Annotated in this window: 25 protein-coding genes, 1 tRNA gene, 3 pseudogenes and 1 other annotated feature; of the genes and pseudogenes, 6 read left to right on the forward strand and 23 right to left on the reverse strand. The window is 72.0% G+C overall.

The features are described 5' to 3' along the window. The first annotated feature begins 66 nt into the window (after window positions 1-66). Window positions 67-981: an LppM family (lipo)protein gene (locus tag EL245_RS07095; RefSeq protein ID WP_126382515.1), complete on the forward strand. Its 915-nt coding sequence runs from the start codon at window positions 67-69 to the stop codon at window positions 979-981. Between the two features lie 393 nt (window positions 982-1,374). On the opposite strand, the gene EL245_RS07100 is transcribed toward EL245_RS07095, so the two are convergent. From EL245_RS07100 to EL245_RS07125, 6 genes are all read right to left on the reverse strand, one after another. Next, complete coding sequence (locus EL245_RS07100) at window positions 1,375-2,661, reverse strand: adenylosuccinate synthase (RefSeq protein WP_126382516.1); 1,287 nt, start codon at window positions 2,659-2,661, stop codon at window positions 1,375-1,377. Window positions 2,662-2,870: 209 nt separating this feature from the next. Continuing rightward, a complete protein-coding gene (gene fbaA, locus EL245_RS07105) occupies window positions 2,871-3,920 on the reverse strand; it encodes a class II fructose-bisphosphate aldolase (RefSeq protein ID WP_126382517.1) in 1,050 nt (349 codons plus the stop codon). A 211-nt stretch (window positions 3,921-4,131) separates the two neighbouring features. Next, on the reverse strand, window positions 4,132-4,758 hold the full coding sequence (locus EL245_RS07110) for a TrmH family RNA methyltransferase (protein WP_232009642.1): 627 nt from the start codon (window positions 4,756-4,758) through the stop codon (window positions 4,132-4,134). Between the two features lie 108 nt (window positions 4,759-4,866). After that, window positions 4,867-5,436: an orotate phosphoribosyltransferase gene (gene pyrE / locus EL245_RS07115; protein ID WP_126382519.1), complete on the reverse strand. Its 570-nt coding sequence runs from the start codon at window positions 5,434-5,436 to the stop codon at window positions 4,867-4,869. A gap of 198 nt (window positions 5,437-5,634) precedes the next feature. After that, window positions 5,635-6,132: a thiol peroxidase gene (gene tpx / locus EL245_RS07120; protein WP_126382520.1), complete on the reverse strand. Its 498-nt coding sequence runs from the start codon at window positions 6,130-6,132 to the stop codon at window positions 5,635-5,637. Window positions 6,133-6,341: 209 nt separating this feature from the next. Continuing rightward, the gene (locus EL245_RS07125) at window positions 6,342-7,202 is read right to left on the reverse strand and encodes an SDR family NAD(P)-dependent oxidoreductase (protein ID WP_126382521.1); all 861 of its coding nucleotides are present in this window, start codon (window positions 7,200-7,202) and stop codon (window positions 6,342-6,344) included. A gap of 80 nt (window positions 7,203-7,282) precedes the next feature. On the opposite strand from EL245_RS07125, the gene EL245_RS07130 reads away from it, so the two are divergent. Beyond that, window positions 7,283-8,113, forward strand: a complete 831-nt coding sequence (locus EL245_RS07130) for an exodeoxyribonuclease III (RefSeq protein ID WP_126382522.1) — start codon at window positions 7,283-7,285, stop codon at window positions 8,111-8,113. A 211-nt stretch (window positions 8,114-8,324) separates the two neighbouring features. Here EL245_RS07130 and EL245_RS07135 read toward each other — a convergent pair whose 3' ends face one another. Both EL245_RS07135 and EL245_RS07140 read right to left on the reverse strand, forming a co-directional pair. Next, window positions 8,325-9,230 (reverse strand): serine hydrolase domain-containing protein, encoded by a 906-nt coding sequence (locus EL245_RS07135; protein WP_126382523.1) that lies wholly within the window; start codon window positions 9,228-9,230, stop codon window positions 8,325-8,327. Further along, window positions 9,227-9,991: a nitroreductase family protein gene (locus tag EL245_RS07140; RefSeq protein ID WP_232009937.1), complete on the reverse strand. Its 765-nt coding sequence runs from the start codon at window positions 9,989-9,991 to the stop codon at window positions 9,227-9,229. The genes EL245_RS07135 and EL245_RS07140 overlap by 4 nt, the downstream gene beginning before the upstream one ends. A gap of 108 nt (window positions 9,992-10,099) precedes the next feature. On the opposite strand from EL245_RS07140, the gene EL245_RS07145 reads away from it, so the two are divergent. After that, window positions 10,100-10,888: a 3'-5' exonuclease gene (locus EL245_RS07145; RefSeq protein WP_126382525.1), complete on the forward strand. Its 789-nt coding sequence runs from the start codon at window positions 10,100-10,102 to the stop codon at window positions 10,886-10,888. Window positions 10,889-11,038: 150 nt separating this feature from the next. Here the strand turns inward: EL245_RS07145 and EL245_RS07150 are convergent, their stop codons facing one another. The 4 genes from EL245_RS07150 to EL245_RS07165 all read right to left on the reverse strand — a co-directional run bounded on the left by EL245_RS07150 (window position 11,039) and on the right by EL245_RS07165 (window position 14,412). After that, window positions 11,039-12,169 (reverse strand): hypothetical protein, encoded by a 1,131-nt coding sequence (locus tag EL245_RS07150; protein WP_126382526.1) that lies wholly within the window; start codon window positions 12,167-12,169, stop codon window positions 11,039-11,041. Next, window positions 12,166-12,798, reverse strand: a complete 633-nt coding sequence (gene dcd, locus EL245_RS07155; RefSeq protein ID WP_126382527.1) for a dCTP deaminase — start codon at window positions 12,796-12,798, stop codon at window positions 12,166-12,168. The genes EL245_RS07150 and dcd overlap by 4 nt, the downstream gene beginning before the upstream one ends. Before the next feature lie 31 nt (window positions 12,799-12,829). After that, complete coding sequence (locus tag EL245_RS13335) at window positions 12,830-13,474, reverse strand: TM2 domain-containing protein (protein WP_170174828.1); 645 nt, start codon at window positions 13,472-13,474, stop codon at window positions 12,830-12,832. 281 nt (window positions 13,475-13,755) lie between these two features. Continuing rightward, window positions 13,756-14,412, reverse strand: coding sequence for a DUF805 domain-containing protein (locus EL245_RS07165; protein ID WP_126382528.1), 657 nt, complete (start codon window positions 14,410-14,412; stop codon window positions 13,756-13,758). A gap of 177 nt (window positions 14,413-14,589) precedes the next feature. On the opposite strand from EL245_RS07165, the gene EL245_RS07170 reads away from it, so the two are divergent. Beyond that, window positions 14,590-14,660 (forward strand) — tRNA-Gly (locus EL245_RS07170). 576 nt (window positions 14,661-15,236) lie between these two features. On the opposite strand, the gene EL245_RS13640 is transcribed toward EL245_RS07170, so the two are convergent. The 5 genes and pseudogenes from EL245_RS13640 to EL245_RS14085 all read right to left on the reverse strand — a co-directional run. After that, entirely contained in the window at window positions 15,237-15,983 is a 747-nt protein-coding gene (locus EL245_RS13640; protein WP_408608402.1) for a M50 family metallopeptidase, read from the reverse strand. Window positions 15,984-16,115: 132 nt separating this feature from the next. After that, window positions 16,116-16,446, reverse strand: a pseudogene (locus tag EL245_RS13645) (DDE-type integrase/transposase/recombinase); the annotation flags it as partial. Between the two features lie 174 nt (window positions 16,447-16,620). Beyond that, window positions 16,621-17,214, reverse strand: a complete 594-nt coding sequence (locus EL245_RS13650) for a DDE-type integrase/transposase/recombinase (protein WP_232009644.1) — start codon at window positions 17,212-17,214, stop codon at window positions 16,621-16,623. Continuing rightward, window positions 17,207-17,320: a sequence feature (AL1L pseudoknot), on the reverse strand. Its footprint overlaps the gene before it by 8 nt. Next, window positions 17,222-17,385 (reverse strand): annotated as a pseudogene (locus EL245_RS14080) (IS3 family transposase); the annotation flags it as partial. Its footprint overlaps the feature before it by 99 nt. A gap of 15 nt (window positions 17,386-17,400) precedes the next feature. After that, window positions 17,401-17,460 (reverse strand): annotated as a pseudogene (locus EL245_RS14085) (hypothetical protein); the annotation flags it as partial. A gap of 211 nt (window positions 17,461-17,671) precedes the next feature. Here EL245_RS14085 and EL245_RS07185 point away from each other — a divergent pair. Both EL245_RS07185 and EL245_RS07190 read left to right on the forward strand, forming a co-directional pair. Then, window positions 17,672-18,253 (forward strand): NUDIX domain-containing protein, encoded by a 582-nt coding sequence (locus EL245_RS07185; RefSeq protein WP_126382530.1) that lies wholly within the window; start codon window positions 17,672-17,674, stop codon window positions 18,251-18,253. 42 nt (window positions 18,254-18,295) lie between these two features. Next, window positions 18,296-18,961, forward strand: coding sequence for a TetR/AcrR family transcriptional regulator (locus tag EL245_RS07190; protein WP_126382531.1), 666 nt, complete (start codon window positions 18,296-18,298; stop codon window positions 18,959-18,961). A gap of 90 nt (window positions 18,962-19,051) precedes the next feature. Here EL245_RS07190 and EL245_RS07195 read toward each other — a convergent pair whose 3' ends face one another. The 6 genes from EL245_RS07195 to EL245_RS07220 are packed head-to-tail and all read right to left on the reverse strand — an operon-like array spanning window position 19,052 to window position 25,062. Further along, a complete protein-coding gene (locus EL245_RS07195) occupies window positions 19,052-20,011 on the reverse strand; it encodes a hypothetical protein (protein WP_126382532.1) in 960 nt (319 codons plus the stop codon). Then, a complete protein-coding gene (locus EL245_RS07200) occupies window positions 20,008-21,090 on the reverse strand; it encodes a VWA domain-containing protein (RefSeq protein ID WP_126382533.1) in 1,083 nt (360 codons plus the stop codon). Before EL245_RS07200 ends, EL245_RS07195 begins: the two co-directional genes overlap by 4 nt. Further along, window positions 21,087-22,154 carry a VWA domain-containing protein gene (locus tag EL245_RS07205; RefSeq protein ID WP_331852825.1) on the reverse strand — a complete coding sequence of 356 codons (1,068 nt, stop codon included), beginning with the start codon at window positions 22,152-22,154 and terminating at the stop codon, window positions 21,087-21,089. Before EL245_RS07205 ends, EL245_RS07200 begins: the two co-directional genes overlap by 4 nt. After that, a complete protein-coding gene (locus tag EL245_RS07210; RefSeq protein WP_126382535.1) occupies window positions 22,154-22,675 on the reverse strand; it encodes an alpha-amylase in 522 nt (173 codons plus the stop codon). Before EL245_RS07210 ends, EL245_RS07205 begins: the two co-directional genes overlap by 1 nt. 4 nt (window positions 22,676-22,679) lie before the next feature. Beyond that, complete coding sequence (locus EL245_RS07215) at window positions 22,680-23,723, reverse strand: DUF58 domain-containing protein (RefSeq protein WP_126382536.1); 1,044 nt, start codon at window positions 23,721-23,723, stop codon at window positions 22,680-22,682. Between the two features lie 22 nt (window positions 23,724-23,745). Further along, entirely contained in the window at window positions 23,746-25,062 is a 1,317-nt protein-coding gene (locus tag EL245_RS07220) for an AAA family ATPase (RefSeq protein WP_197719384.1), read from the reverse strand. Window positions 25,063-25,174: the final 112 nt, after the last annotated feature.

Consider the following 25,174-nt stretch of genomic DNA (forward strand, 5'->3'; position numbering starts at 1 on the left):
AGTCGTGCCCCCACGGACAGCGACTCCGACCTCCCCAGGTCACGCGCCAGTGCGTAGACTCGCAGCATGAGACCCCCATCGCGCACGTCCCTGCGCCGTCTGGGCGCAGCCGCCCTCGTCCCCTTCGTCCTTGCGCTGAGCGCCTGCGGCGCGAAGTACGACTTCACCATCCATGAGAATGAGACCGTCGACATGGTCGCCATCACGTGGGGTGATGAGATGACCGAGGAGTACTGCACCGCGTCCACCGACGAGGAATACGACTCGACCTACACCTTCACCGAGTACGAGGGCAAGCCAGCATGCGAGGAGCGAGCCGAGGCGATCCCCTTGTCCGAGTTCGCCAAGAGCGACAGCTCTGAGTCGAGCATCACCCACGAGGGGGACGTCTTCGTCGCCGTCTTCGACGTCGCCGCGATGAAGAGCCAGGCCGAGGAGAGCGCAACGCTCGCCGGTACGGACACCTCCGACATCAAGGTCACCATCTCGGTGACCTTCCCGGGCAAGGTGACCGAGGCCAACGGGAACGCGGAGGTCGACGGCTCGACCGTCACCTGGAGCGACGTGCTGGCCGAGTCCGAGAGCACGCTGCGGGCCGAGGGCAAGGACTCGCCCTTCAACCCGCTGCCGATCATCATCGGCGCGATCGTGGGCATCGTGGTCCTCATCGGCATCATCGCCATCATCGTCGTCGCGAGCCGGAAGAAGCGTGGCGGCCAGCTGCCGCCCCCGGGTGTGGTCGCCGGCCAGCCGGGTTACCAGGCCCAGCCCAGCTACCAGCCGCCCACCCAGCCCGGCTACCAGCAGCCCGCCCAGCCGAGCTACCAGGCCCAGCCCAGCTACCAGCCGCCCACCCAGCCCGGCTACCAGCAGCCCGCCCAGCCGGGTTACCAGGCCCAGCCGGGACAGCCCGGCTACCAGCAGCAGGGGCCCTACCCGCAGGATCCTCAGCAGCCCTACAACCCCAACGGCCAGTACTGAGCCGGCGCCCGGGCGCACCACAGTCCGCAGGCACTGAGGGGGCCGGTCTGGTCGCACCGTGACGGTGCTGCCAGCCCGGCCCCCTCAGCGTCTGCAGTTCAGTGTCTGCCGTGTCTGCGGGGCTCGGGGGCCCTGCGAGCCTGCCGGTCGGCGGGACGAGCCTGCCGGTCGGCGGGACGATGAGAGGCTCTGCGGATCTCGGCATGCCGCGGATGCCAGCCGTCTGCGCTGCCCGGAGGTTGCCCGGTGCTCTGGTCGTCAGGCGCCCACCGGCCCCCGCGGGAGCCAGGTGAGGACGCAGGAAGCAGCAGGAAGCAGCAGGGAGCGGTCCTGAGCAGATCCCGAAAGGGTGGAGTCCGGTGCGGCCAGGAGGCGGGGACCCGCCCGTCCGACTCAGCCCAGCAGCGCGTGACGGGTGATCGTGGCCTCGCGGCCCGCACCGACGCCGATGACGGACACCCGGGTGCGGGCGAGCTCCTCGATGCGCAGGACGTAGTCCTGCGCCGCGCGCGGCAGGTCGGAGAACTCCCGGACACCGGAGATGTCCTCGCTCCACCCGGGCAGCTCCTCGTAGACGGGGACGGCGTGGTGGAACTCGGACTGGGTCAGCGGCATCTCCTCGGTGCGCACCCCGTCGACCTCGTAGGCCACGCACACGGGGATCGTCTCGTGACCGGTCAGGACGTCGAGCTTGGTGAGGACGAGGTCGGTCAGCCCGTTGACCCGGGCGGCGTAGCGGGTGACGACGGCGTCGTGCCACCCGCAGCGCCGAGGACGCCCCGTGGTCACCCCGTACTCCCCGCCCTCGGCCCTCAGGCGCTCGCCCAGGGCGTCGGTCAACTCGGTGGGGAAGGGGCCCTCGCCCACCCGGGTCGTGTAGGCCTTGACGACACCGACCACCGAGTCGATGCGCGTGGGGCCCACACCCGTGCCGGTGCAGGCGCCCCCGGCGGTGGGGCTCGAGGAGGTGACGAAGGGGTAGGTGCCGTGGTCGATGTCGAGCATCGTGGCCTGACCGGCCTCGAAGAGCACCGTCTTGCCTGCGTCGAGGGCGTCGTTGAGCAGAAGGGAGCAGTCGACGACCATGGGCCGCACCCGCTCGGCGTAGGACAGCAGGTCGTCGGCCACGGCCTCGGGGTCGATGGCCGGGCGGTTGAACACCTTGAGGAAGAGGCTGTTCTTCTGGTCGAGGGCGCTGTGGACCTTCTGGCGCAGGATCGACTCGTCGAAGAGGTCCTGGACGCGGATGCCCACGCGGTTCATCTTGTCGGCGTAGGTGGGGCCGATCCCACGGCCGGTCGTGCCCAGCTGCCGCGCCCCCAGGAAGCGCTCGGTCGTGCGGTCCAGGACCCGGTTGTAGGACGGGATGATGTGGGCGTTGGCGGAGATGAGCAGGCTCGAGGCGTCCTTGCCTCGTTCGGTGATCTCCGCGATCTCGTTGAACAGGACCTCGAGGTCCACGACGACCCCGTTGCCGATGACGGGGGTGACACCGGGGGTGAGCACGCCCGCGGGCAGGAGGTGGAAGGCGAAGCTCTCCCCGTCGATGACGACCGTGTGACCGGCGTTGTTACCGCCGTTGAACTTGACGACGTAGTCGACGTCCTGGCCGAGCTGGTCGGTGGCCTTCCCCTTTCCCTCGTCCCCCCACTGGGTCCCCACGACGACGACGGCTGGCATGGCTGCTCCCTGGCTCGGTGTCCGCGCGGCGAGGGCCGCGCCGCGGCAAGCCTACCCGAGGCAGCCGCCCACGGGCCCCGTGCGCACGACCGGGCAGATGCCGGACCGGGCGCTGCCCCGTGGCGCGAACAGCCGTCGGCCGGCTCGGACCTGTGCGCAGGTCCGAGCCGGCCGACGGAACCGGCCCCGGAGGGGCGGGGCTACGGCGGTCAGCGCTTGGCCGAGCCGACCGAGCCGAGACGCTCGCAGGCCTCGACCACGCGGGCGGCCATGCCCTCCTCGGCGGCCTTGCCCCAGGCGCGCGGGTCGTACTTCTTCTTGTTGCCGACCTCGCCGTCGATCTTGAGGACGCCCTCGTAGTTGGTGAGCATCCAGTCGACCACCGGACGGGTGTAGGCGTACTGGGTGTCGGTGTCGACGTTCATCTTGATGACGCCGTTGCGCACCGCGGTGGCGATCTCCTCGTCGGTGGAGCCCGACCCGCCGTGCATGACCAGGTCGAAGGGCGAGGAGGTGTCACCCACCTTGGAGGACAGGCGGTCCCCGAGACGCTTGGCGCACTCGTCCTGGATCTCACCGAGGATCTCCGGACGCAGCTTGACGTGGCCGGGCTTGTAGGAGCCGTGGACGTTGCCGAAGGTCAGAGCCGTGATGTAGCGGCCGTTCTCACCCAGGCCCAGGGCCTCGATGGCGCGCCAGGCGTCGTCGGCGGTCGTGTAGAGGTTGGCGTTCTCGTCACCGGTGATGCCGTCCTCCTCGCCACCGACGGCGCCGATCTCGATCTCCAGGACGACGTTGGCCGCCTTGGCACGGGCCAGCATGTCGACGGCGATCTCGATGTTGTCGTCAAGGGACTCGGCCGAGCCGTCCCACATGTGGGAGTTGAACATCGGCAGCTCACCGCGCTTGACCTGCTCGGCCTCGATCTCCAGCAGGGGCAGGATCCAGGGCTCCAGCATCGCCTTGGGGCAGTGGTCGGTGTGCAGGCCGATGGTGCCGGGGTAGAGGTCACCGACCGCCCGGGCGTAGGCGGCGAAGGCGATGGAGCCCTTCACCTTGTCCGCGCGCGAGGAGCCCGACCAGTAGGCGGCGCCACCGTTGGAGATCTGCACGATGCCGTCGGACTCGGCGTCGGCGAAGCCCTTGAGGGCGGCGGACAGGGTCTGGGACGAGGTGACGTTGATCGCGGGGATGGCGTACTTGCCGGCCTTCGCCCGGTCGAGCATGTCGGCGTAGGACTCCGGGGTTGCAATAGCCACTGGGGGCCTCCTGATGTCGGTGAAAGTGCAGTGGTGCGTCAGTGATTCTTCCACGGATCGGACCCCGGGTGTAGCGGATCATGGTCCCGGATCACATCCCGCCCTCCCACCCTCCCCCAGATCGGGACATATGACACCTCGAGATCGGGACATATGACACCTCGAGATCGCCGCATCTGGCACACGGGACAGCCCGAAGGCGGTCGGAGGGTCAGTCGGGAGCGGCACCACCGTGCTGGAGGATCCACGAGTGCATGGCCACGGCTGCGGCGGCGGCCACGTTGATCGAGCGGGTCGAGCCGTACTGGCCGATGCGCAGCGTCCTGCTGCTGCCCGCCAGCAACCGCTCACTGATCCCCGCCCCCTCGGAGCCAAGGACGAGCAGGCTGCGCTCAGGAAGGACCGCCCCCTCCAGCAGCTCGGCACCCGGCCCGTTGTCGATGGCAACGACCTCGTAGTCGGCCCGTCCCGCCCAGTCGAGCAGGTCCTCGGGCTCCTCGTGGTGGACGACCTGCAGGTAGCGGTCGGTGACCATCGCCCCGCGCCTGTTCCACCGGCGTCGGCCCACGATGTGCACCCCGCCGACGTTGAAGGCGTTGGCGCTGCGCACGATCGAGCCGATGTTGAGGTCCTGGGAGACGTTCTCGATGGCTACGTGCAGCTGGTGGGAGCGGGCGGCCAGGTCCGCACGGATCGCCTCGAGGGACCAGTAGCGGTACCGGTCGACGACGTTGCGCCGGTCCCCTGCGGCCAGCAGCTCGGGATCAAGGCGCGGGTCGTCGGGCCAGGAGTCGGGGGGTGCGGGCCACGGGCCGACACCCACCTCGCGGCGGTCCACCGGGGTGTCGAGGTCCGGCGGGCGCCCTTCCCAGTAGTCGCGGCCACCACCGTGGCCGGCGGGCGGAGTGACCCCGGGACCGCCCGAGGCCCCTCCCCTGCCCACCGCTCAGGCCAGGCCGAGGTCGTCCAGGCCCAGAGCGGCGTGGTAGGGCAGCCCGGCGGCCTCGATGCGCTCGCGGGCCCCGGTGTCCCGGTCGACGATGACGGCCACGGCGAGCACCTGGGCACCGGCCTCACGCAGCGCCTCGACCGCCTCGAGCGGGGACCCGCCGGTGGTCGAGGTGTCCTCGAGGACGACGACCCTGCGCCCCGCGACCTCAGGGCCCTCGACCCGGCGCCTCATCCCGTGGTCCTTGGCCGCCTTGCGTACGACGAAGGCGTCAAGGTCCAGGCCACGGGAGGCTGCGGCGTGGAGCATGGCGGTGGCTACCGGGTCGGCGCCCATGGTCAGGCCGCCGACGGCGTCGACGTCCTCAGTGCCCAGCCCCGCCTCCTCGAGCATGTCGAGCATGACGTGGCCGATAAGGGGGGCCGCCTCGTGGTGGAGGGTCGCGCGGCGCATGTCGACGTAGAAGTCGGACTCCAGGCCGGAGGCCAGAGTGACCTTGCCGCGCACGACGGCGAGGTCGTTGACGAGTTGGGCGAGACGGGCGCGCTGGGAGTCGTTGGTGCTCACGCACCTAGGCTAGATGCATCGGCGCCCGCCGGCGGGAGGCAGGCGAGCTCCTCGCCGGCCTCGCCGAGCCCGGCACAGCCGAGCCCGGCCTCACCGGCACCTCCGTCGTCGCCGTTCACAGGGCGGGCAACGGTGAGGTCGCGCCCCTGTCGTACACGACGGCCGGGCGGCCCCTGAGCCCACCTCCCGGTCTGAGGATCAGGCCAGGGCCGCGACAGCCGCCTCGTAGTCGGGCTCCTCACCGGTCTCGGGGACCTGCTGGGCGTGCAACACCGTGCCGTCGGAGTCGAGCACGACGACCGCGCGCGACAGCAGGCCGGCCAGCGGGCCGTCGGCGAAGGTGACGCCGTAGTCCTGCCCGAAGGTGGAGCGGAAGGCCGAGCCGGTCACAACGTCGTCGAGTCCCTCGGCACCGCAGAACCGGGCGGCCGCGAAGGGGAGGTCCGCTGAGACGCACACGACGGTCGTGTTGGCCAGCTCGGAGGCGCGCTTGTTGAACTCGCGCACGCTCGTGGCGCACACCCCGGTGTCTACCGAGGGGAAGATGTTGAGCACGACGCGACGACCGGACAGGGAGGCGCTGGTGACGGGAGCGAGGTCAGCGCCGACGAGGTCGAATGCGGGCGCCGGGGTGCCGACTGCCGGCAGCTCTCCGACGGTGGTGACAGGGGATCCGTGCACAGTGATCGTAGCCATGGGCCCATCGTCCCAGGTCCCGTGGTGGGAAACCAGGGCGTGCGGGCGCGCCGACAGCGAAAAGCACGGCGTGGGTTCCCGCCTAGCGGGAGCGGCCGGGGCCCCAGCGGCCGGGCCGCAGAGCCACCGACCCGGGCGGACGAGGCGGCCCCCACTGGCGACGGTGAGAGCCGTGAGAGCCGACGGTACCGTCCGTGCCGTCAGTACCGTCAGTACCGGGTCCGTACGCTGGCGTGACCCGCCACGCGGCGCACGAGCCAGCGAGGGCTGAGTCGGAGCGCTGCGTTGACCGCCTGGTACCGGGCCGACGGGGTGCAGATGACCTGGCCGCGTCGCACCGCGGCCAGCGCCTCACACGCGACGTCCTCGGCACGCAACCACGCGATCCCCGGCCACGCCCCCTCCTCCATCCCGGCCCGGGCGTGGAACTCCGAGTGGGTCAGACCCGGGTTGACGACGGTGGCCGTCACCCCCGTGCCACGCAGCTCCGAGGCGAGACCCTCGGTGAAGGTACGCACCCACGCCTTGTGGGCGGCGTAGGTTCCCATGGCGGTCAGCGCCGTCACGCTCGCGATGTTGAGCACCGCACCGTGACCGCGCTCGACCATGCCCGGTACCGCGGCGTGGGTCAGCTCCATGACCGCGCCGACCATGACGTCCAGGGCGCGACGCTCCTGCTCGATGCTCCCCGAGGCGAAAGGCTGGCCGACGGCGAATCCCGCGTTGTTGACAAGAAGGTCGACCGGCCGGACGGCGACCTGCGCGGCAGTCCTCGGCCCCCGACCGCCGGCTCCCGACGAGGCGGGCGTGGCGGCTGGGGTCGCGTCGGCCGCCTGCTCCTGGGACTGCCGCAGCCGATCGGCCACCGCTCTCCGCCCGGCCGCCGCCGACAGGTCGGCAGGCAGGACCTGGACCCCGACCCCCGCCAGCTGGTGGAGCTCGGTGGCGACCTGGTTGAGACGGTCCTCGTCGCGAGCCACGACGACGAGGTCGTGGTGGGCCTGAGCCAGCTGCCAGGCGATCTCCAGGCCGATGCCCGCCGTCGCCCCGGTGATGAGTGCGGTTCCCATGCAGCCAGCCTAGCGGTGCGCCGGCGTCGCGTGGCCTGCCGCGGGGGGGGACCGTCGGCCGGGCCGGGTAGCCTGCGTCCATGCGCCTGGCAACCTGGAACGTCAACTCCGTCCGTACCCGCGTCGATCGGGTCCTCGCCTTTCTCGAGCGCTCCGACGTCGACGTGCTCGCCATGCAGGAGATCAAGTGCCGCCCCGACCAGTTCCCGCGCGAGCCCTTCGAGGCGGCGGGCTACGAGCTGGCCGTCCACGGCCTGGACCAGTGGAACGGGGTGGCGATCGCCTCGCGGGTCGGGCTGTCCGACGTCGTCACCTCCTTCCCCCACCAGCCGGCCTGGGCGGCCAAGGACGGGGCGGAGGCGGTGGTCGAGGCGCGGGCACTGGGCGCGACGGTCGGCACCGTGGGATCGAGGGGTGAGGCCGGGACCTCGTCGGCCCCGGTTCGGCTGTGGAGCCTATACGTTCCCAACGGCAGGGAGCTGGACCACCCGCACTACGCCTACAAGCTCGACTGGCTGCGGGTGCTGCGCGAGGAGGTCGCCGGCTGGCTCAGCCAGGATCCCGACCAGGCCCTGGCGCTCGTGGGCGACTGGAACGTGGCGCCGCGGGACGAGGACGTGTGGGACATGGGGGCCTTCGAGGGCGCCACGCACGTGTCGGCCGCCGAGCGCGCGGCCTTCGCCGCCTTCGAGGAGGTCGGGCTCGTCGAGGCCACCCGCGAGCGCGCCACGAACTACACCTACTGGGACTACCAGAAGCTGCGCTTCCCCCGCAACGAGGGCATGCGCATCGACTTCGTGTACGGCTCTCCCGCCTTCGAGGCCCGCGTGACCGGGGCGGCCATCGACCGTGAGGAGCGCAAGGGCAAGGGCGCCTCCGACCACGTGCCGGTCGTCGTCGACCTCATCTGACCTCCTGCCGCGAGGAGCCTGCCCGAGTCCCTGCGCGGGCGGGCCCAGGTGCGCGCCGCCCCGCTCCTCCCCGGCTCCCGGGCACGACGTCGGTCGAGGTGCCACTTGTCCCGATCTCGAGGTGCCATATGTCCCGATCTCGAGGTGCCATATGTCCCGATCTCGAGGTGCCATAAGTCCCGATCTCGCGGGAGGGCGGGAGGGGAGGGCGTCACAGGGAGAGGATCTGGTCGCTGAGCGTCGGCCAGGCCGCTCGGTGGGTCGCGCCGAAGGGCTCGGCCCCGAGGAACACCGCGAGGCGCCCCGCCTGCGGGTCGACCCACAGGAAGGACCCTGACTGCCCGAAGTGACCGAAGGTGGCCGGGCTGTTGGCCGAGCCCGTCCAGTGCGGGGACTTGGCGCCCCGCACCTCGACGCCGAGTCCGAACCCGTTGGGCGCCTGGCGACCGTAACCCGGTAGCACGCCGTCGAGCCCCGGGATGACGACAGCGGTGGCCACGGCGGCCAGGCTCGGGGAGATGAGCCGGGGACTGGCCATCTCCCGGGCGAAGACAGCCAGGTCCCGCGCGCTGCCCGTCCCGGAGTGCGCCGGGGACCCGGGCACCGTGACGGTCGACAGGCCCAGGGGCTCGAGGACGGCGGTCTCGACCCACCGTTCAAGCGGGACGCCGGTGGCCTCGACAAGCCGTTCACCGAGGATCTCGATACCGCGGTTGGAGTAGATCCGCCGCGTGCCGGGGGCAGCCAGGACCGCGTCGGAGTCGAAGGCGACCCCGCTGGCGTGGGCAAGAAGGTGGGCGATGCTCGCCCCGGGCAGCAGCGGCGGCGCCCCGGGGGAGTCGGCCGGGTCCTCAAGGCTGAGCATCCCGCGCTCGACGGCGACCAGGGCGCTCCACGCCACGATCGGCTTGGTCACCGAGGCCAGGGGGAAGACCTCGTCAACCGCTCCGGCCTCGACCAGGGTGGCCCAGCCCTGGGTGTCCCGGTCACCGGGGCCCCCGCGTCCCGCCGCCACGACGGCCACCGGTCCGTCGAAGCGGTCGAGCGCCCCGAGTGCCGCCCGGGCCCTGTCCCCGGTCAGGGGGCCGCAGCCCCCTCCTGCACGTGGCGCCGTCATCGCAGGCACAGCAGCTGGGAGCGCAGGACCTCCAGGACCGGGGCCTGGGAGGCCGCTCCCCCGCCCAGGGCACGCGCCATCTGCTCGGTGAAGGCGTCGACGCGGCTGCTCGCGTCCCGCAGGTCGTAGTACTGTGCGACGCTCGCGTCGTAGTCGGCCAGCGCGTCGAGATGCGCCTCGAGCTCGGGGTAGGCGTCGACGGCGCAGGTGATCTCCCGCGGCAGCCGGGGCTTGTACTGCGGCTCCTGGGCCCGGTGTCCCACGAGCAGCCCGACGAGAGGGAAGGTCCGGGTGGGAAGCCCCAGCGCCGCGATGACCCGCGGCGCGTCACCCAGGATCGAGCCGAGGTAGGTGGTCCCCAGCCCGAGGGACTCCGCGGCGACGACGAGGTTCTGCGCGGCGATCATCGTGTCCTCGACGCCCTGGAGGAACAGGGCGGTGCGCTCGAGGGGCTCGACGGGGGCCCCGGCCCGCTCACGGATGAGGGCGTTGCGGTGCAGGTCGACGACGAGGACGAACAGCTCGCCGCGCTCACCCCCGACGTAGGGCTGGCCGGAGGCGAGGTGGATCTGTTCGCGCACCGAGGGGTCGAGCACCCGGATGATCGTGACCTGCTGCTGAAAGGAGGAGGTCGCGCCGTGGCAGGCGACCTCGAGCAGGGTGGCGACCGTGTCCTCGCCGACCGGCTCGCTCGTGTAGGCGCGGATGCTGCGGTGGGCCATCTGGGCCGCGATGGTCGCGTTGACGACCGGTGTCGGCATCGGCGCGCCCAGGGCGTCGGTGGGGGCGCGGGACGCGGGGCTGTCGGGGCTCATGTCCCGACCCTATCGCCGTCGGGGACGTCGCAGAGGTGACCTACGATGGGGCCGATGCCTTTCTACCGCCGGGACCTGCGAGGGTCCTCGCCCCTGACCGCTGCCGGGACCGGCCGGCCCGCGCCAGTCGGGTCCCGCCCCGCGGCCTCGCCCGCCCGGCCCGCGAGCGGGGGCTCCGGACCGGGCTACGCCGTCGTCGACCTGGAGACCACAGGGCTGTCCCCCGCCTCCGACTCGATCCTGGAGATCGGCCTCGTCCTGGTCGGCGCCGACGGGACGGTGGAGCGGTCCTGGTCGACCCTGGTCGACCCCGGCGCGGGGGTCGACGTGGGACCCACCTTCATCCACGGGATCGTCGCCACCGAACTGGACGGTGCTCCGCCGCTGTCGGCGATCGCCGACCTGCTCGTGCGCGACCTGGCGGGGCGGGCCGTCGTCGCCCACAACGCCCGATTCGACGTCGGCTTCCTCACCCACGCCCTGGGCGCGCTGGGAAGGCTCGCGCGCGGGTCGGTCGTCCCGCGGGTGTGCACGATGGAGCTGGCCCGCCGGTTCATGTCGACGCCCTCGCGGAGGCTGGTCACCTGCTGCGAGGTCGCGGGGGTCGAGATCGGCCGCCACCACAGCGCCCTCGACGACGCGCACGCCGCCGCCGGGCTGCTGCGCCACTACATGGCGGTGGGCGGGAGGCGCGGTCAGGGACCGGTGGCCTGGTCCAGGGCCCTGGAGCAGGCAGCGGTCTTCGCCGGCTGGCGCTGGGACGCGGGAGCCGCCAGGCGCCAGGAGGCGCTTCTGCTGCCGCGCCGTGGGGCGGGGGTACCGCGCGCCGACCTTCCAGGCTGAGCGAAGTCCGAGCTGGCCGGCCGGCATCGCTCGGCGGGACCACTGACCCCGCGGCCGTGAGGTCTGTCTCCCAAGGCCGCGGACGCCGTGGCCGCTCAGCCCTCCCAGGGCGCCTGCGCCCCGGTGAGCGTCGCTGAGCGTCGCTGAGCGTCACAGCGCGACGAGGAAGCCGTCGTCGTCGACCACCACTCCCCCGGCCGCTTTCTGAATCGCCCCGGCTACGCCCTCGATGAGGGAGCGCGCAGCCGAGCGCTCGGCCCGCACATGGGCAGGCAGCTTCTCCGACCTGGCGTCCGAGGGGTCGTGCGGGGTCCACACGATCGAGTAGGAGATGACTCCCGCCTGGGCCCAGGACTCACCCCGCACCGACAGGGGCACGTCCTCAGCGCCGTGGACGCGCACCTCGATGCCACCCCAGCCGATCTGGGAGACGTCGATCTCGGCGACGACGGCGTACCCGTCGCGCTCCTCCTCGATGGTGCGCCCCGCCCGACGCGCCTGGGCCTCGAGCTCGGCAGCCTCCTCGCGACGCCGCTCGGCCAGGCGCCACGCCTCGTCCAGGACGTCCTCACCGAGCTCCGCGGCCAGGCGCTCGAGCTCCTCGACCGGGATCGCCGCCAGCCCCGTCGCCCCGCGCACCGGGGTGGGCTCGAGGTGGAGCCGGGCCCCGGGGGCCAGGGTGGACACGAGCGCCACGACACCCTCGGGAGCGATCCACACAGGCGCGAACACGGTCAGGGAGGCAGACATCTCGGGGTCGGGGACGACGAGCACCGGCACGGTGGAACCGTCCTCGGGACCGTCCCCGGCCAGTCGCAGCCCGCCTGCCAGCCTCCGGGCGATGGAGCGCAGGGAGGTCAGCGCCTCCAGCTCGGCACCACCGGGCTGGGACCGGGGGAAGGCGTCGGTGACCGGGTCGATGCCCACGAGCGCAGCGGGCAGGGGGCCCGTGCGGTGCGGCGGGCACTCGAGGAGCATGACCTGGGTAGCCCAGGCGGGCAGCCCCATGAGACGCCGCAGCTCGTCGTCGACCTCCCAGGGGCCCTGGAGCTCGACGCCGGGGACGAGCTGGAGGCGGGAGGCACCCACCCACCCGGCGTGGGAGTCGAGCGAGAGGGCCAGAGCCTCGACCTCGTCGGCGCTCACGTCGTCGGCCAGGACGAGCATGTGGTGCGTGTCGATCCGTCCCACCGGGAACATCCCGGCGGCCGAGAAGGTCGCGGTGTCGGTCGGGAGGGAGACGGCCAAGTCCGCCGATGAACCGGGGGTCGGGGTGCTCATGAGGGAGTCTCCTCGTCGTGGGGGGTGAGGTCATGGCCGCGGACCCCGGCCTCCGCGATCCGCAGGCGATGGAAGGACTGGTGGGAGCGCGAGGCGGTCGGGCCGCGCTGGCCCTGGTAGCGCGAGCCGGAGGCGCCGTGCCCGTAGGGGGCCTCGGCGGGGCTCGACAAGCGGAAGAAGCACAGCTGTCCCACCTTCATGCCTGGCCAGAGCTTGATCGGCATGGTGGCGGTGTTCGACAGCTCCAAGGTGACGTGGCCGCTGAAGCCCGGGTCGATGAAGCCTGCCGTGGAGTGGGTGAGCAGGCCCAGACGGCCCAGGCTCGACTTGCCCTCCAGCCGTGCGGCGACGTCGTCGGGCAGGCCGATCCGCTCGTAGGTCGCCCCGAGGACGAACTCACCGGGGTGGAGGACGAAGGGCTCGTCAGGGCCGACGTCGACGAGGTGGGTGAGGTGATCCTGGCGGGCCGCCGGGTCGATGACCGGGTAGCGGTGGTTGTCGAACAACCGGAACCACCGGTCCAGGCGCACGTCGATCGACGCGGGCTGGATCATCTGCGGGTCGTAGGGGTCGAGCCGGACGCGCCCTGCATCGAGCTCGGCACGGATGTCGCGGTCGGAGAGCAGCACGTGCCGATTGTGCCAGGTCCCGACGGCGGGCTCAGTCCCGCAGGGGCACGCCCTGCGCGTCCACGCCCCAGGGGCGCGTGCCGGGCTGGGCGACCAGGATGAGGATGCCCTCGACGAGCCCCCAGATCGCGGAGACCCAGATGAGCATGCCGCAGGAGAGCAGCGAGATGAGCAGCTGGGCGACGGCCTTGCCGGTGTATCCCAGGTAGAAGTTGTGGATGCCCAGGGTACCCAGCAGGATCCCGAGGATACCGGCGGCCACCTTCGACTTCCCGTAGGCGGGCTGGGCGTAGGCGGGCTGGGCGTACGGCTGGCCGTGGCCGGACTGGGAATACGGGTCACCGCCACCGGCCTGGGCGTAGGGATCACCGTAGCCGGACTGGGAGTACGGGTCACCGCCACCGGCCTGGGCGTAGGGATCGCCGTAGCCCGCCTGGGGGTAGGCCTGGTCATAGCCCGCCTGGGGGTAGGCCTGGTCATAGCCCGCCTGGGGGTAGGCCTGGTCATAGCCCGCCTGGGGGTAGGCCTGGTCATAGCCCGCCTGGGCATACGGGTCGGGGCCGCCCGCCTCGACGTAGGGCTGGGCCTCGCCGTAGGGGGTCAGCTCGGAGCCCGTGGGCAGCGGCGAGCCTCCAGACGGGTAGGCATCATCCTGGGTGTGGTCCTGGGAGGACATCGTGTGCGTTCCTACTTCCTTGGCGAGTGGGGAATCCGACCGGAACCGACCTGCGAGGCGGGGAGCCTCGAGCCTGTGCGCCGTGGTCGCGTACCGGGCTTCACCACGCGATGAGGCTATGTGACCCTGCGGGACACGTCCTGCACACCTCGTGAGACAACGATCACGCGACAACCGCCGCCTCCGCGCCGCATCACGCACCGGCCCCCGGGCCTGTCGGACCGGGGACCGGTGCGCCGAGCCCCGACATGGGGCCGGCGTCCTCAGAAGCGCAGCGGGACTCAGACGAACCACTCGCGCTGCCAGGCAGCGCGGTTGGTCGGCATCGCAGCGAGCACAAGGAGGATGAGTCCTCCGACTCCAGGAATAAGGCCGAGAAGGACGAACAGGCCGGGCTTGCCCGAGTCGTGCATCCGGCGCACGTAGAGCGCGATTCCGGGCACGATGGTCGCCAGGCTCAAGACCGCAGACAGGAGCCAGCCGATCGTGCTGAAGATGACGAGCGCACCCGCACCGGAGTCGGAGACCGTGTACTCCCCGGTCACGGGGTCGTACTCCTGGGAGCCGGCGGCGGAGGCTGCCCCGATCATCACGAGCACCAACGGGATGAGGGACACGAGCATGAGGGCGAGGTAGGCCCACCAGAACTCCGAGCGGGAGGCCGCCCCCTTGAACTGGGCGTAGCGCTTCCAGAACCGCTTGAAGGCCTCACCGAAGCCGACGTCGGCGGGAGCGAGCTCGGGCGGGATGCTGTCGAGGCCGATTCCAGGCTGTCCGTAGCCCTGCTGTCCGTAGCCCGGCTGCGCGTAGCCCTGCTGCCCACCGTAGGCCGGCTGGCTGTAGCCCGGCTGCTGAGGGTAGGAGGGCTGCTGGTCGGCCCCCGCCTGGGGGTACCCTCCTGGCTGCTGGCTGTAGGGGTCGGGGGTCGGGGAGGTCATCACTATCCTCTTCGGTCGCGTACAGGATCAGTGGGGAGCATACGGAAGATGGACGACGGAACGCCATCCCCCCTGTGTCCGCACCTGCCGCCCTGGTCTCACACGGTCACGGCCCGGTTTGCGCACCGGCCCCGGTCGTGCGCTATGCTTCTCGGGCCTGCCACCCAGGTGGCCGCTGCGGGCGTAGTTCAATGGTAGAACCTCAGCTTCCCAAGCTGATAGCGCGGGTTCGATTCCCGTCGCCCGCTCCGTATCGAGGGGCCCGGAACCGCATGGTTCCGGGCCCCTCGACGCGCCTCCGAGCACCCGGGACACCACGGCACCCGGGACACCCCGACTGTTGAGTGCTCTACCCCACTCCTCCCGCACCACCGAGGCCGTCGCCGGCGAGACAACCCGCATGCATGTCGGGTGATCAGGCTCACCAGACATGCCCCACCCTGGCAACCTGAGGTCGGAGGGAGATGCTCGCAGAGCAGTTTCCTAGGCGTTTCTCAGGTTAGAAGGGGGTGTGTGTTCAGGATGAGCGGGTTAACTAGGTTCTGCCGTTGGACGGAGGAGGGCCGCGAGGGTTGGGGAACCCGATGACCGGACCGCCACCGAGACGGGTGTGGGTTTAAGGGAGCCCTCACCGGTCGACTCCAGCGAAGGAGGTTGCCGCCCCCGGCACTGGGAACACCGGGTAGGCAATGGCACCTCGACGACGAGGGCCCGCGGTCCGGGAGAGACAACCCGGGCCGCGGGCCACCGTCGTCCCTGAGCCGCAATCGTGCGCCGACGTCAGCACGCCGGCGACCCTCACTCGACCGGACCCCTCACCCGCCTCATGGGAGCCCTGTCCACACCCACCAGCCGACCAGCGCCGTCGCGGCCGCGTCGACGAGGAACCAGCTCGCCAACCACAGCGCTGAGGGGACACGGGTCAGCTCGGTCAGGGTCCGGTGGTCCTGCGCACCGTCCCGGGAGCGGGCGACGTCGGCCAGGGAGTCCCACGCCCCGACGAGAAGGACCATGCCCGCTCCCGCCACGAGGCCCGCCCGCAGCGCCATGGTGCCCAGGGCGTCCCCCCACCACCACAGCGCCGCGGTCAGCGCGCCGATGAGCACGACGAGCCCGATGGTGCGCATCGAGCGGGACATGACGAGCAGGACGACGAGGGCAAGGAGCACGACGACGAGCAGGGGCCCGCTCCACCCGGACAGGGCGGCGCCCACCATGACCGCACCGAGGACCGCAGGGGCCGGGTAGCCCGCCCAGGTCGTCATGATCCGTGCCGGGCCGTGGGACCGCCCGGAGGTCACCGCGCTGCCCGCGAGGTTGCGCTCGACGACGAAGCCGTGAAAACGCCGGCCCGTGAGCACGCCCGCCGTCGCGTGGCCCGCCTCGTGAACCACCGTCGTCACCGCCCGGCCCCATCGGCGCGCCGAGGGCAGGAGGTAGACGAGGGTGACGAGGACGAGCGCCGGCCACAGGGTGGTCGTCTGCGGCGGCGCCGTCGGCAGGGTCCGGGCGAGCAGGTCGTCCCCGAGAGCAGCAGGGACGCGGCCGGGTGCGGCAGCGGTGTCCAGCATGGCGATGACGTTCACGTGCGGGAGTGTGACAGCCCAGCCTGTGCACGCCACGAGGCTCGCCCCGGGTCGGCCCGGGCACGCAGGGGCAGTCGGTGCGTCTAGGTGTAGTTCCCTGTGAGGTTGTGAACGCGGTCTGCGGCGGTAGCAGGCGCCGTTATCGGTCATCACCGCCTGCACGCGCACGCCGATGGAGGCGAAGAACGCAGCCGCGCGCCGCCAGAACCCCGCGGCGGTCTGCGTGGTCTCGTCTTGGAGGATCTCGGAGCAGACCAGGCGCGAGTGGTCGTCAACGGCGTGGTGCAGGTACCGGTACCCGCCGACGGTCCGTCCCGTGCGGCGGGACCTGGTCTTGGCGCGGTCGGCGGCCAGGGCTGGCGCTGAGCCGCGCCCGTGGGCCCTCCAGCCCCCGCCGTCGGGGACTCGGTCGAGCTTCCTGGGCATCGACGTGAACCAGCTCGCCCGGGGCTGTGGTGGGGGCGGCTGGAGCGGTTGCATGCTTGACGGCCAAACGCATGAGTTCTGGCGGTTCGCGCGTGCTAGCCAGGCGCGAACCGCCAGAACTCATGCGCTCGACGACAATCCCTGCACGACGGGCCCGGCCGAGGTCGCGCACCGACCCACCCCGCCGCCGACCGTCTCACCGGACCGTCCCGGGCTTCGTGGAGGGTGGGTAGTCACGCCGTAGCGGGGGCCGCGACGGTGGTGTGATCGTCGTAGTGGTTCTCGGCGGCTGCCGGCGGCAGCTCGTCGGGGTTGGTGCGGTGAGGCCGGACGTGGTTGTACCAGTTGACCCAGGCGCTGGTGGCGGCCTCCAGGTCATCGCGGCCCTCCAGGTCCGGGGCCACACGAGCTCGCGCTTGTAGGACTTGTTCAGGGCCTCGGCGGCGGCGTTGTCGTACGACGACCCCACCGCCCCGGTGGACGGGTCGATCCCCTCCTCGGCGAGGCGGTCGGCGTAGCAGATCGACAGGCACTGCGAGCCGTGGTCGCAGCGGTGGACGAGACCGGCCAGGGAGCGTCCCTCACGGTCCTTGCGCTGCCAGATGGCCTGCTCCAGGGCGCCCAGGGCGAGGTCGGTGTCCATCCGGGTAGAGGTCGCCCACCCCACGACCCGACGCGAGTGCAGGTCCATCACGAAGGCGGTGTAGCAGAACCCCGACCAGGTACGGACATAGGTGAAGTCGACGACCCACCGCCGATTGGGAGGCTGCGCGGCGAAGTCTCGGCGCACCAGGTCCTCAGGGACCTGGGAGCACGCCGCCAGGTTCCTTGTGCTCCTCGATGAAGCGGACCACGTCATTCACAGGCGGTCGAGCTCCGCCTGGGCGAAATACGCGCTCGCCTTGCGCAGGATCTCGTTGGCCCGGCGCAGCTCGCGGACCTCCTTCTCCAGCTCTCGGATCCGCCGCGCCTCCTCGGTGGTCGCCCCAGGACGCTGATGGTCATCGATCTGGGCCTGGCGGACCCAGCCGCGCAGCGTCTCGCTGTTGACGCCGAACTCCTCCCCGACGCGCCTGAAACAGCCCTTGGCCCCCGCTCAGGATCCTTCAGAGCGTCCAGGCACAGGCGGATCGCTCGCTCCTTGAGCTCCTCCGGGTACTTCCTAGATGCTGGCATGATCATCATCCTTCCGTGGAATCAGACCCTCCACCACACCCAGGACGATCCAGTACGTCTAGAGTCGCCGCATGCACGAGCGCACCCGCCACCTCGAGCCCCAGGTCCCCGGCCCCCTCGTCGTGGCCGCGGCCGTCCTGGACTCGTTGGACGCACCGAGGTCCCTCCTGTGCGCCGCGAGAGCCTACCCGGTCGAGCACGCCGGCCAGTACGAGCTGCCCGGGGGCAAGGTGGAGCCGGGCGAGGCCCCGCTCAGCGCCCTGGCCCGTGAGCTGGACGAGGAGCTGAGCATGGGGGTCCGGATCGGCCCGGAGGTCGAGCCGCCCGCGCCGCTGGCGGTCCCCGCCCCTCGGGACGGGGCCGCCAGCGGCGACACCGCACCGGCCTGGCCCGTGCTGCACGGTTTTCGCATGCGGGTGTGGATGACCGAGCCCGCCGGCACCGGCGGCCGCCCACGGCCGGGCGGCTCCCACGAGCAGGTGCGGTGGGTGCCCCTGGACTCCGTCCTCGACCTGCCCTGGTTGCCGGCAGACCGTCCCATCCTCGAGGCGGTCCTCAGCCGTGCGCGCACCTCGGGCACGCCACGCGATCCTCTGGCTCCGGCCCTCCCGCCTCCCGCGGTCGACGGAGGCGACCACCAGCCGGGGATCTGACGCTCGCCGCGTTTTCGTCACGTCATGGTCTAAGGTGGCGCCATGCCGAAGATCATCGGGGGATCACTCGCCGAGCACCGCGAGCGCACACGACACGCCCTGTTCCACGCCCTGGACGACCTCATGAGCGAGCTCTCCTTCGACAAGATCACCCTGTCCGACGTCGCCGCCCACGCCGGCGTGGGCCGCACGGCCGTCTACAACCACTTCGCCGACAAGGAGGACCTCCTCCTGGCCTTCATGGAGCACACGACGGCGCAGTACGCCGAGGAGCTCGGGCGAGCGCTGGCCGGCACCCAGGACCCGATTGACCGTCTGCGCGTCTACGTGCGTCAGCAGGCGCTTATCAAGCGCAGCTACCACTTCCCCACCGGCGGCGCCCTGTCCAGCGCCGTCTCGCACAGCACCGCGGGCCGCCTGCGTGCCCACGCCGGGCACACGGCCCAGCTGCTCACCCAGATCCTGTCCGACGCCATCGAGCAGGGAGTGATCCCCCACCAGGACGTCTCCCAGGTCATCCCCCTCATCCACGCCTGCGTCATGGGAGGACGGCCCACGCCCGCCGAGCCGGCGGAGCGCGCCGCCTACCTCGATGCTCTTGACACCTTCGTCCTGCGCGCCGTCGGCGCCACCCCGCCCGACCACCCGGTGCCCACGACCGCGGAGGCACAGGCGGTCGAGTGCTCGGGAGCCGCCGAGCCGGCCTGAGACCCGCGGCCTGCGCGCACAGGGCCGGTCCAGGGCCGGAGGGTACCGCCCGGCCCGGGGCCGGGAGCACCTGCGCCGCCCGCCCCGCTCCTACCAGCGCCGGCCGGAGGACACCCCGCTCCCGTCGCCCTCGTTGGCGTCGTTGTTGCGCTGCTCGAGCTCGTCGCGCTGGCCCGGGGTCGGTGACGGGGAGGGACTGGCCGACTCCGACGCCCCGGGGGAGGACGACGGGCTCGCGCTCGAGGACGGCGAGCTCGACGGGTCGGGCGTGGGGCTCGAGGACGGCGAGCTCGACGGGTCGGCCGTGGAGGTCGGGCTGGGGCTCGGCTGGGAGGTCTGCGACGGCGAGGCCGTGGGGTCGGCGGACTGGGGCGGAGGGATCTCGCACTCGCCCGCTGCGCTGGTCGCCTGAGCGTTGTGCTCCTGCGCCCCGGCGGTGTCCCCCGCCTCGGTGGCCACCTGGGCCTGGGCCGAGCGCGTCACGTAGAGGTTGACCCTCACGAGGCACTCTGGGGCGTAGGGGTCCTTGATCTCCACGGCGTTGCCGTCGGCGTCCTGGGCGGTCACCGTCTGCGCTCGTGGTGCCAGCGGCAGGGCGGCCTCGAGCTCGGCGGCGGCCGCGTCCAGGTCCTCGGCCATGAGGAGCGCCGTGCCCAGGTTGTAGTGGACCCGCCACTGCTCGAGCAGCGGGTTGATCGTCGAGACCGTCCGGTAGCGGCTCGCGGCCAGGTCGTAGTCTCCCTGGACCGCTGCACGGTTGGCGGCCGTCGTCAGGCCCCAGACGAGGACCATCCACACCGACACGATCAGGACGAGGACCGCCGGGACGCCTCCCCAGGTCAGGAGGCGCCGACGGCGACGCAGCCGTGCCGCCCTGCGCCGGGGGTCCTCAGGGCCGGGACCGGCCTCGGCGGGGCTGAGCGAGGCGGCGTAGTCCTGGGCGTCCTGCGCACTGGTCCCCCCGGGCTGGAAACGGGTCGGGTCATCCGCCCCCGCCCCGGGTGACCCGGCAGGATCCGAGGACTGTCTGCGACGTCCGGGCAGTCTCATGGCCTTCCCCCCTTACGCACGGCGGCAGCGGTGGCACGACTGAGGTCCCTCAGGCCGAGGTCGGCACGCGCCAGGGCGACCGCCTCCCACAGGAGCAGGCCGGCGGCGGTCAGCCCGAGGGGCCAGGTGAGGTACTGACGTGCGCGCCGGCGCTGGCGGCCGTCGGACAGGACCGCGTCGACGTCCTGGTCGGTGAATGCGGAGGTCGGGGCGTCGTCGGGGCCGCCGGTGCGCTGGAGGTAGGTGATCCCCAGGTCCTGCGCCACGGTCTCGAGCAGGGCCGTGTCCGGCACGGAGACGGCGTCCTGACCGGTGGCCGGGTCCTGGATGTACGGCTGGTCCGTGGTCTGGCCCCATCCGGTGAACTCCCGCATCCGCCCGCCCTCTGGGGTGCCGTAGCCGAGCACGGCGCCCCCGTCGACGAGGGGTCCCAGAGCCGACCAGGACAGCCCGGCAGCACTGGCCTCGGCGGCGCCGGCCCCGTCGTCCGTGGCCTCGCCGTCCGACAGGATGTAGACGAGCCGAGCGTTCTCCGGTGTCGCTCCCGCCGCGCTGTCGAGGCTCGAGGTGAGCAGGGGCAGGGCCCGCTCAAGGGAGGACCCGCTGGAGCGGTCGGTCACCTCCTGGCTCAGGGAGTCGATCCAGGAGGACACCGCGTCGAGGTCGGTGGTCAGGGGCAGCTCCCGGGCGGCGGTGGAGTCCAGGGCGAGGATGCTGAAGGAGGCGCTCGGGTAGGCGTCCTTGATGGCGGTCAGGTCCTGCTTGACACCGTCCAGGCGCACGCCACCACCCGCATCGGGCCCTCCGGCCCAGTCCTCGGCCGCCATCGAGCCGGTGCGGTCGACGACGAGGAAGATCTCGACGTTCGACACCGTCACCTTCTCGTGGGTCGGCAGGCTCGGTCCGGCCAGGAGCAGGACGAGCACGCAGCACAGCACCGCACGGCGCCACCACGCCGCGCGCGATCCGGGCTCGCCGCCCCGCCCCAGCAGCCAGGAGGCCGAGCGCGTGAGGGCGGCGGCAGCGGCCACGACGACGATGACGACCGGTATCCAGCCGAACAGGGGCTCGAGGGTCATGCTCTCCTCCATGCGGTCAGCGCCAGGATGAGCAGGACGGCCACGGTGAGCAGCGCCGCGGCGGTGTGGGGCACGTCCGAGCGACGCACCTGGGTGTCGGCGCCGAGCTCGTCAACCTGGGCGGCCTCCATCTCCTCGACGATCTTTCCCGCGGCGTCGGCGTCGTCCACCTCGTAGAACAGGCCGTTGTGCTCGGTGGTGACCTGCTCGAGCTCGACGCGTGCCTCCTCGACGTCCTTGCCGGAGACTGAGGGGTCGACCAGCTCGGGGTCGGCGCCGAACAGCGAGAACAGCCGGATGTCCTCCTGGGCTGCCAGGTCGGCCGCCTCGGACAACGAGTAGATCTGCAGCCCGTCGGGGTCCTGCACCTGGTTGTCCGAGGCCAGGACGATGGAGCGGGACCGGTCCGCGACCTTGTGGTCGAAGGCCATCGTGCACGAGGCCAGCCCGTCGCCGATGAGGGAGGAGGCCTCGACGTCGGGGGTGACCGTCCCCGCGAAGGTCTGGCCGTAGCGGTCGAGGGCGGGGTTGCCGTAGTAGGGGTCGAAGTCCAGGACGTCGGCGATGTTGTTGAGCTGGTCCTCGAGCAGGACGTAGTCGTCGGTCAGGGGCACGATCGTCTGCGCGGTCGTGTTCCAGGCCACGAGCGCGACCCTCTCGCCGTCGAAGGTGTCGAGCATCTCGGAGAAGGTCTCCAGGATCTTGGCGTCGGTCGTCACCATCGAGGTCGACACGTCAAGGCACAGGACGATGTCGCGGCTGGCCAGGGCCTCGTTGCGGATGGTCTCCTTAACGGGCCTGCCGGCGATGGTGGAGGCGGCGACGAGGCCGACGACGACGAGCACCGCCAGGAGCGCGTGCAGCAGCCTGCGTGCCCGCACACGGGAGCGCACGACCGGGCTGAGGAGCATCGGGGCCGAGTTGGCCACCCGCCGGGGCGTCGAGGCGCTCCGAGCGCGGCGGCGCGGGCCGCGTCCGGCACCGCCGGCGCGCCAACCGCGTACGAGCACCACGAGGACCACCGCGAGGGCGACCGCGAGCAGCAGCCAGAAGAGCCAGGGCATCACCACCGTGAGACCACCTCCCGGGCGTCGCTGACCGCGGTCTGCGCCGCGGCGTCAGGGTCACGGTCGAAGGAGGGCTGCTCCCACACCGCCAGGAGCTCGCCGACGTAGCCCAGCGGGTTGGCGTCCAGGGGCCGGCGCCGGACCAGCACCGCGGCCAGGCGCGCCTCGATGGAGCGCGGGCCCGAGGTGTCGGCCATGTCGAGGATCTCGCGCACGGTCGCCGAGGCGACGTCCTCCCCGGAGCGGGCCGAGGCGAAGCCGCGCAGCACCGCGGCCAGCTCGAGGTGGAGCCCGCGCAGATCGGTCTGCCCCTCCTCGTAGCGGGCGGCTGCGTCCTCGACCTGGCTGGCCCAGGCGCTGCGCTCGGCCGGTGCCATGGGGATGTCGCCCACCTCCCTGGAGGTGTCGCGACGCGTGACGAGCAGGGCGCGCAGGAACCAGGCCAGGGACAGGAAGATGCCGATGACCGCCACGACGAGCATCCACACGGGCATGAGCACAGGAGGGTTGACGGGCACGGTCTCACCGCCTCTTGCGGGACATGGCCAGGCGCTGGCGCTTGAGGAGGTCCGCGATGGCGTCGACGAGCACCTCGTCGGAGCTGATCGTCGTGCGCTCGACGCGACGGGCGGCCAGGAGGTCCGCCACCCCGGCGCGGCGCCTGTCGGTCTCGGCCCGCAGGTATCCGGCCAGGGTCGGGTCCTCCCGCAGGAAGGCGGGCAGCTCGACGTCGATCTCAACGTCCTGGGCACGCCCTCGGCCGGGGGTGAACGGGGAGTCGTCCTCGATCTGGATGGCGACGAGCTCGTGCTGGGCCGACAGCCTGCGCAGCAGGTCGACCACGACGGGCTCGGCGACGGGATCGGGGTGGGAGGTGTCGGTGATGAGGACGACCAGGCTGCGACGCTGGTGCCAGGTGGACACGCGGTGGAGGACCGTGGCCAGGCCCGAGGCGGGTGCGCCGGGTGACAGGACGGAGGCTCCGGGGCCGACCTCCTCGGTGAGCACCTCGAGCTGGTGGGCCAGGAGGGACAGCAGCATCTCGGCGTGCTGGGAGCCTGCCCTCGCAGGTCGGGACACGAGCCGGGCCGAGTCGCCCGCGACGAGGGCGACCATGTCACCGCGCATGCGCGCGAGGTAGGCCAGGATCTCGGCCACGGCCAGGGCGAGCTCGCGCTTGTCCTCCCCGCTGGGGGACTGTGCGGCCATCGTGCGCCCGGTGTCGACCGCCAGCACGAGCGGGAGGTTGGACTCGCGCTGGTAGCGCTTGATGACCGGCTGGCCGATGCGGGCCGACGCCTTCCAGTCGATGTCGGAGACGTCGTCGCCGGGACGGTACACCGACAGGTCGTCGAAGTCCTGGCCGTGACCGACGAAGACCGACTTGTGCCGCCCGTCGAGCAGGCCCGTGGCGCGCCGCAGCGTGGGCAGGGCGAGGCGTCCTCGTACACGGGCCAGGCGCGAGCCGCTGGGGCGGCGCAGCACGGCGGCGTCGTCCTCGGTCGCCGTCTCGGCGCTCGACCTCAGCGGGCCGTCTGCGGCGTCGACAGGGCGGAGCATCGTCATCTCGGCTCTCCAGGAAGGCGCCTCAGGGCGTGGGGACGGCCGCGAAGATCGCGTCGATGATGGCCTCAGGCGCGATGGAGTCCGCCAGGGCGTCATAGGTCAGGACGAGGCGGTGGCGCAGCACGGAGTGGCGCAGCAGCCCGACGTCGTCGGGGGTCACGTAGGTGCGGCCGGCCTGGAGGGCGATCGCCTGCGCGACCTTCATGAGGGCGATCCCCCCACGGGGGGAGGCTCCCACGCGCACGTGCCGGTCCAGCCCTGGGACGGGGCGGGGCCCGCCCCCGCGGGAGGTGTTGACCAGGGCGACGATGTACTGCTTGATGATCGGGTCGACGTAGACCCTCTCGACGGCGCCCGCGAGCCACTCGACGTCCTCCGTGGAGATCGGGGTCGTGCGGATCGGCGCCTCGAAGGCGCCCGAGGAGATGCGGTCCAGGACGTCGGCCTCCTCCGCGGGCTTGGGGTAGGTGAGGACCTCCTTCATGAGGAACCGGTCCATCTGCGCCTCGGGCAGGACGTAGGTGCCCTCCTCCTCGATGGGGTTCTGGGTGGCCAGGACCATGAAGGGCTGGGGCAGCGGGTAGACGACGCCGCCGATGGAGGTCTGCCGCTCCTGCATCGCCTCGAGCATCGCGGACTGGGTCTTGGCGCTCGACCGGTTGATCTCGTCGAGCAGGACGATGTTGGCGTGCACCGGCCCGAGCTGGGTCGTCATCTCCCCGGTCGTGTAGGACAGGATCTGGGTGCCCACGATGTCGTTGGGCATGAGGTCGGGGGTGCACTGGATCCGGTGGAAGGAGCCGGAGACGGCCGCGGCCAGGGTCTGTGCGGCGGTCGTCTTGGCCAGGCCGGGAACGGACTCGAGCAGGATGTGGCCCCCGGCGATGAGCGTGGAGACCAGGGTGAGGCGCAGCTGCTCCTGACCCACGACCCGCTCGACGAAGGTCTGGCGCACCCGCGTGAGGAGCTCGGAGGCCCGCTCCACGTCGGCCTTCGGGCTGGAGTTGGAGCGTGAGGCGCGCTCCGCCTCCCTCTCCAGCTCGGAGCGCGAGGGCAGGGACGCCGTCGCCGCGGGGTAGGAGGACCCGCCCGGGGCGGCGGGGGGCTCAGCAAGTCCGGTCGAGCGCGACCCGCCGGCGGTCCGTGCTCGCCGTCCCGCTCCCGTGGCGGGCTGCGCCGCGGCCGTCTGCTGGTCGGCGGTGCGCATGACCGGCACCGGCGGGACCGCAGCAGGAGCCTGGACCGTCGGGGCGGCCTGCGCGGGGACCGAGGCGTGCTGCGGGCTGGGCGCCGCCTCCGCGGCGGGGGCACGTCGGAACTGCTCGGGCTGGGTGCTCATACCTCTCCTCATGATCCGGACATGGATGACCGGCACCACGAGCAGGCTATACGAGCCCTGCCTCGGCTCCCAGCCCGGGAGATGGGCATCTCGCACCATGGGAGCCCGGCCC

The organism is Actinomyces howellii, assembly GCF_900637165.1.
In the GTDB taxonomy this organism is placed as follows: Bacteria; Actinomycetota; Actinomycetes; order Actinomycetales; family Actinomycetaceae; genus Actinomyces; species Actinomyces howellii.

Excerpts from the sequence above, each read along its gene's own strand:
- EL245_RS07095 (WP_126382515.1), top strand. The coding sequence starts at position 67 with ATGAGACCCCCATCGCGCACGTCCCTGCGCCGTCTGGGCGCAGCCGCC.
- EL245_RS07130 (WP_126382522.1), top strand. The coding sequence starts at position 7,283 with ATGCGCCTGGCAACCTGGAACGTCAACTCCGTCCGTACCCGCGTCGAT.
- EL245_RS07185 (WP_126382530.1), top strand. The coding sequence starts at position 17,672 with ATGCACGAGCGCACCCGCCACCTCGAGCCCCAGGTCCCCGGCCCCCTC.
- EL245_RS07125 (WP_126382521.1), bottom strand. The coding sequence starts at position 7,202 with ATGGGAACCGCACTCATCACCGGGGCGACGGCGGGCATCGGCCTGGAG.
- EL245_RS07135 (WP_126382523.1), bottom strand. The coding sequence starts at position 9,230 with ATGACGGCGCCACGTGCAGGAGGGGGCTGCGGCCCCCTGACCGGGGAC.
- EL245_RS07200 (WP_126382533.1), bottom strand. The coding sequence starts at position 21,090 with ATGACCCTCGAGCCCCTGTTCGGCTGGATACCGGTCGTCATCGTCGTC.
- tpx (WP_126382520.1), bottom strand. The coding sequence starts at position 6,132 with ATGGCTACGATCACTGTGCACGGATCCCCTGTCACCACCGTCGGAGAG.
- EL245_RS07215 (WP_126382536.1), bottom strand. The coding sequence starts at position 23,723 with ATGACGATGCTCCGCCCTGTCGACGCCGCAGACGGCCCGCTGAGGTCG.
- EL245_RS07165 (WP_126382528.1), bottom strand. The coding sequence starts at position 14,412 with ATGACCTCCCCGACCCCCGACCCCTACAGCCAGCAGCCAGGAGGGTAC.
- EL245_RS07100 (WP_126382516.1), bottom strand. The coding sequence starts at position 2,661 with ATGCCAGCCGTCGTCGTCGTGGGGACCCAGTGGGGGGACGAGGGAAAG.
- EL245_RS07220 (WP_197719384.1), bottom strand. The coding sequence starts at position 25,062 with ATGAGCACCCAGCCCGAGCAGTTCCGACGTGCCCCCGCCGCGGAGGCG.
- EL245_RS07145 (WP_126382525.1), top strand. The coding sequence starts at position 10,100 with ATGCCTTTCTACCGCCGGGACCTGCGAGGGTCCTCGCCCCTGACCGCT.
- EL245_RS13640 (WP_408608402.1), bottom strand. The coding sequence starts at position 15,983 with ATGCTGGACACCGCTGCCGCACCCGGCCGCGTCCCTGCTGCTCTCGGG.
- EL245_RS07140 (WP_232009937.1), bottom strand. The coding sequence starts at position 9,991 with ATGCCGACACCGGTCGTCAACGCGACCATCGCGGCCCAGATGGCCCAC.
- EL245_RS07195 (WP_126382532.1), bottom strand. The coding sequence starts at position 20,011 with ATGAGACTGCCCGGACGTCGCAGACAGTCCTCGGATCCTGCCGGGTCA.
- EL245_RS13335 (WP_170174828.1), bottom strand. The coding sequence starts at position 13,474 with ATGTCCTCCCAGGACCACACCCAGGATGATGCCTACCCGTCTGGAGGC.
- EL245_RS07150 (WP_126382526.1), bottom strand. The coding sequence starts at position 12,169 with ATGAGCACCCCGACCCCCGGTTCATCGGCGGACTTGGCCGTCTCCCTC.
- EL245_RS07190 (WP_126382531.1), top strand. The coding sequence starts at position 18,296 with ATGCCGAAGATCATCGGGGGATCACTCGCCGAGCACCGCGAGCGCACA.
- EL245_RS07205 (WP_331852825.1), bottom strand. The coding sequence starts at position 22,154 with ATGCCCTGGCTCTTCTGGCTGCTGCTCGCGGTCGCCCTCGCGGTGGTC.